The 4,503-nt window shown below is 69.8% G+C and carries 6 protein-coding genes; 3 read left to right on the top strand and 3 right to left on the bottom strand.

The window, feature by feature from the left end:
• Positions 1–262 precede the first annotated feature (262 nt).
• Positions 263–1,405 carry an amidase gene (locus tag ACFU5K_RS31315; RefSeq protein WP_384067967.1) on the top strand — a complete coding sequence of 381 codons (1,143 nt, stop codon included), beginning with the start codon at positions 263–265 and terminating at the stop codon, positions 1,403–1,405.
• Positions 1,406–1,481: 76 nt separating this feature from the next.
• Here the strand turns inward: ACFU5K_RS31315 and ACFU5K_RS31310 are convergent, their stop codons facing one another.
• Positions 1,482–1,940: an HIT domain-containing protein gene (locus ACFU5K_RS31310; RefSeq protein ID WP_384067964.1), complete on the bottom strand. Its 459-nt coding sequence runs from the start codon at positions 1,938–1,940 to the stop codon at positions 1,482–1,484.
• Between the two features lie 98 nt (positions 1,941–2,038).
• Between ACFU5K_RS31310 and ACFU5K_RS31305 the strand changes: the two genes are divergently transcribed.
• The gene (locus ACFU5K_RS31305) at positions 2,039–2,344 is read left to right on the top strand and encodes a hypothetical protein (RefSeq protein ID WP_384067961.1); all 306 of its coding nucleotides are present in this window, start codon (positions 2,039–2,041) and stop codon (positions 2,342–2,344) included.
• A gap of 651 nt (positions 2,345–2,995) precedes the next feature.
• Positions 2,996–3,187, top strand: coding sequence for a hypothetical protein (locus ACFU5K_RS31300; RefSeq protein ID WP_384067958.1), 192 nt, complete (start codon positions 2,996–2,998; stop codon positions 3,185–3,187).
• A gap of 24 nt (positions 3,188–3,211) precedes the next feature.
• Here ACFU5K_RS31300 and ACFU5K_RS31295 read toward each other — a convergent pair whose 3' ends face one another.
• Entirely contained in the window at positions 3,212–3,754 is a 543-nt protein-coding gene (locus tag ACFU5K_RS31295) for a hypothetical protein (RefSeq protein WP_384067955.1), read from the bottom strand.
• Positions 3,755–3,876: 122 nt separating this feature from the next.
• Positions 3,877–4,290 (bottom strand): hypothetical protein, encoded by a 414-nt coding sequence (locus ACFU5K_RS31290; RefSeq protein ID WP_384067952.1) that lies wholly within the window; start codon positions 4,288–4,290, stop codon positions 3,877–3,879.
• Between the last annotated feature and the right edge of the window lie 213 nt (positions 4,291–4,503).

The raw sequence follows: 4,503 nt of genomic DNA, 5'->3' as shown, positions 1-4,503 counted from the left end.
CTCGTCCTCGTCCGCGACACCGCCTGCTGATCACCCACCAGCCGAACCGCCAGGCCAGCACGCCCGCATCTCAATTTCCCCCGAGGTCGTAAGCCGCCGCGCATCGGCGGCCCGGTCGCACAGCACAGGCCGCAGGCCCGCCCCGAAAGCGTCCCCCTCCCCCGACACTTCTCCCGCCCGCAGGCCCTGGCAGCAGGGCCCGGGCGAGACGAGAAAACCTGACCGGCCCACCCGGTAGATCCCACGAAGAGGAGAGCTGCCTATGCTCACCACGCAGGAGTTCACGACACTGTCGGCGCTGGAAATAGCGCGTCTGGTACAGAACCGCCAAGTACCGGCCGTCGATGTCATCGCCGTGGCGCTGGAGCGCGCCCGGCACGCGGACGCGCTCCGCGCCTTCACCGACCTGTGGTCCGAACAGGCTCTGAAACAGGCGGCCGCCATCGACGCACGGATCACCGCAGGCGAACGCCTCCCGCTCGCCGGAGTTCCAGTCGCTATCAAAGCCAGCGAGGGCGCCGGGGCCTTCCAGAGCGTTCGGCTCGTGGAAGCGGGGTGCGTACCCATCGGCGCAACCTCAGTACCCGACCGCAGGGGCGGATGGCAGACTTACGGAGCCACCGACCGCGGCCCTACGCTCAACCCGTTCAACCCACACTGGTCACCCGGCGGTTCCTCGGCCGGGTCCGCCGCCGCCGTGGCCAGCGGCACCGTGCCGCTGGCCACGGGCTCCGATGGCGCTGGGTCGGTGCGAATCCCGGCGGCCTGGTGTGGCGTTCTTGGCTTTAAGCCCACCAACGGCCTGCTGCCCGCCCGCGACCGGGCGGGCCTGAACGTCCCTGGCCCTCTCGCCCGCAGCATGCCCGACCTCGTCGCCTACCTGGAGGTGACGACCGGCCGCCCCTGGCCGCTGCCGACACCGTCCGCCGCCGTGTCCGTCACCTGGTCCGCCACCCTCGGCTATGCCCGCACTCACCCGCAGGTCGCCGCCACTGCCCTCAATGCCCTCGACGAACTCGTCCGGGCCGGTCTGCTACACCGGGCCGGTATCGAAGTGAACCTGCTCGACCCCGCCCCCGCATGGACGGCGCTGCGCCGGCCGTCGGCCACCCCCGACCCTGGCACCACCCTTTTGGTCGCGGAGAACGACAGGCGCCTGCAAAGCGTCTTCGACCGCGTCGACATCATCGCGACCCCCACGACACCAAACCTCCCGCATGGACACGAAGGACCGGGAAGCGACATGAGCGTCGCTTTGACCTGGGCTTTCAACATTTCCGGACACCCCGGAATCAGCCTCCCCGCCGGAACCACCCCCACCGGGGAGCCCGTAGGCCTCCAACTCATTACCCGCCCCCACAACGACCGCTTGCTGCTCGCACTTGCCGACCGGAGGGCACTGTGACAAAACGCCCCACCTTCCGCTTCGACACGGTCAGGCAGCCGGTCGCCCCTGCACGTCCCGGCCGACGTGGCGAGCGTCAGTCGTGGTCGTACGCCTCGGCGAGCACGCCCGTCAGCGCCTGCTTGATGTCCTGCCGCAGGCCATCATGCCGGGATCCGAGGGCGTGTTCCGGGGCGGTCCGCTCCTGCCCGTAGCGCCATACGGGACCCCGCAGCAGGTGCGGAGGCTCCCACTCGTAGCGCGGGTGGATGTGGCCGTGCAGGTGCTCCCAGGAGTTGCCCAGCACCTCGTAGTTCAGTCGCCGCAGCTGCTCGTCGTGCTTGCCGCATGCCGTCTGCACGGCTTCGCCGAGCAGGGAGAGGTCGAGGAGGAAGAGAGCCCGTTCGGCGCGCGGCAGGTCGGTCAGCTGATTCGCACGGCCGGCATACAGCAGGAGGCAGTAGCCGGGAAGGTGCTGGGTGTCACCGATGACGGCCCATCCGGTTCTCATCCGGGCGAGCACGGTGGGGTTCTCGCCCCGCTCGGCGGCTGCCACACGATCGTTCTTCCAGTGCCCCATACCCCCATAGATATCAGCAAGTTGACCCAAGAAACCCTGCCAACAATGTCGGAGGGCGCCGTTAGGCTTCCGACATGTTAAGGATCATCGGACGTATCGCCGAAGTAGCCGAGGGTCAGGTTGGCCTGGTGACTGAACAGCAGGCGGCCGCCTGCAAAGCCAGCCCCGCCGTCCTCCACGAGTTCCTCGAAGCCCGCGTCATCGAGACCGTCGTCCCCGGGGTCGTACGGCTGCGCGGCGGAACACGGCCCCCGTTCCCGCCTGACGGCTCCCGCGTCCTCGCCCGGTACATGGACGACGTCGACCGCGAAGAACTCCCCCCTCGTCGGTATCGACCTGTGACCGGGCAGGCCGCCGAGACCCGCTCAATCGTCACGTGACGATTGACCGAGGGGAACGCAGGACGACGTGCCCAGTATGCAGTGGGGCCCTTCCCGCGCAGCGCGGCCCTCGGGCCCGCCGCTACTGTTCGCGCGCCTGCCAGGCCAAGGCGTACCGCGCCCGTCAGCGACAGGACCAGGAGCACCGGGTCGCCCCTGGCAAGGAATGGGAGCTGCTGGAGGCGTACGCGGACGTGCCCGCGGTAGAGCTGGCCGACAGCCTGGCCGCCGCCGCCCGGCGCCTGGCCGGCGCCCTGAACGCCGGACGGCCCACCGATGACTTCGACCTCGGGGTCGTGGCGCGGGTTCCGGTCGTCCTGGCGGCCCGCGCACGGCAGGCCGCCCCGGCCGCGCAAGCCCTGCACGGCATCCCGGACCGTCTCCAGGCCCCGACCGTCACCGTTGTCGACCTGGTCGCCGAGCCTGCCCCGCCGCGCGCCACGGTGCAGGCCCCGCCCACAGAGTCGTCACGTGACGATTCGATGCTGTCCTCCCCGCAGCCTGCCGACGCGCCGAAGAAGACGGCACCGGCCCGGCGCAGGCGGCTGTCGCAGAAGGCGGCCCGCGCCGTCGCGGGCAGCGCCCCGCCTGGTCAAGGGCGCGGACCACCGCGACACCCACCGGTGGGACCTGATCGCCGAGGACGACACGGTGCTGGGCTACGTGGAGCCGTCCTACGGCGGCACCGGCCGGACCGGGCGCAACGGCTGGAACTACCGCCTTGCCGACTCCTTCATGGTCAGCGGCCCGTACAAGACGCGCGAGGAGGCGGCCCTGCAGTGCGCACTGGCATGGACCCGCGTCGCCACCGCCCCGGTACGACGCACTCTCACCGCTGACTGAACTACCAGCCCGGTACCAAGCGGCTCACCGTGATCCCTGGTAGGACGTGCCCGCCGCCCGCCGCGCCGGGCCGCCTGAAAGTGCGCGAAGTTCTTTCACCGGTCCCCATGTGGCCAAGGGAGGGACGAACCCCCTGGCCAGCAGGCCGGACTCCCCCCGGGGCTCAGGGGAACGCGTGGGATGTCGCACAGTAGGCGGTCCCGCTCGCTGCGGCGTAGCGGTGGGCGTCCCTCTCCTCCTCGGCCACCTCCTGTGAGACGGGGCGGCCGCCGCCCACAGGTCGAGGGTGTCCTCCAGAAGCGCCTCCACGTCCTCCTGGCTCAGCTTCTCGACCGCGGCGAGGACCGCCGGGCCGTAGCCGGGGCTCCCGGTGTCATGGGCCGTGGAGTGGAACCGCCGGGTGGCCGGGGAGCACATGGTGCCGGGGGAGGGGAGCAGCGAGTAGACGGTGCCGGCGAGGCTGGCGACGACGAGCCGGTCACCGGCGAGGACCTTATCCGCGAGGCTGGCCTGGCACGGTCGGCACTGCTCCACGCAGGCGCCGACCAGCGCGGAAGCCGTCTGCATGTCGGCCTGCCGGTCGGTTCCGAAGCCGGAGCCGTCGACCGGCCGGAGAGGCTGGGGTTGTGTCCCTTGCGGCGGCCGGTGGGGATGATCAGGTCCGGCTGGATGCCGATGCCCGTAGTCCTCTACGCAGTGTCCAGTCTGGCCACGAGCACCCCAGCGCAAAGGGCGTAGTTTCCCGCCGCGAGCAAGATGCCGACCTGGTTGTCGATCTTGTTGCCCGGGAGGGGTAGGGACAACTTCTCAAGCATGCGGCAGCTGAGTCGCAACGCCGAGAACAGTCCTTCGAGTTCTTCACCGTGCTCCGGCGCCTGTTGCACCGCAGCGACCAACAAAGATTCGGCTGCCTGCCGCTGCTCTTGAGGCAGGGACGTCGCCGCGGCATTTGCGTGGTCCGTGACTGACTCAAGCACCTTGTCCACGCCCTGTCCGGACGTCGCAGCGTAGATCGAAGACCACATCAACGTCATCGAGAGGAAGACGTACAACACTGTCTCCTGAGTAAGGGGTTCAGCCAAGGTGACCCCGAAGACCGCCACGGGATGATCTTGGTGAATCAGAGTGCAGCACGGCGGGGTCATGCTCGCCTTCCTGTACCGCACCCAGGGGGCCGCTGGCGCGCAGCCTCTGGGCGCGGTACAGGGTGACTGGGATTAGTGGGTCTTCGAATTTGATGGGGGTGCGGCGGTGACGGGCGGGCTCGCCGGTCACGCTGTGTGAGGTAGCTCGGGTGGTGGTACCCCGGACGCAAG

The sequence above is a fragment of the Streptomyces sp. NPDC057428 genome (genome assembly GCF_042803195.1).
Classification (GTDB): Bacteria; Actinomycetota; Actinomycetes; order Streptomycetales; family Streptomycetaceae; genus Streptomyces.
Note: the sequence above shows the minus strand (reverse complement) of the source record. Positions and strands in the feature narration are given on the sequence as shown.

What these genes read in the sequence shown, in the direction of transcription:
- ACFU5K_RS31315 (WP_384067967.1), top strand. Translation starts at nt 263, where the DNA reads ATGCTCACCACGCAGGAGTTCACGACACTGTCGGCGCTGGAAATAGCG.
- ACFU5K_RS31305 (WP_384067961.1), top strand. Translation starts at nt 2,039, where the DNA reads ATGTTAAGGATCATCGGACGTATCGCCGAAGTAGCCGAGGGTCAGGTT.
- ACFU5K_RS31295 (WP_384067955.1), bottom strand. Translation starts at nt 3,754, where the DNA reads ATGCAGACGGCTTCCGCGCTGGTCGGCGCCTGCGTGGAGCAGTGCCGA.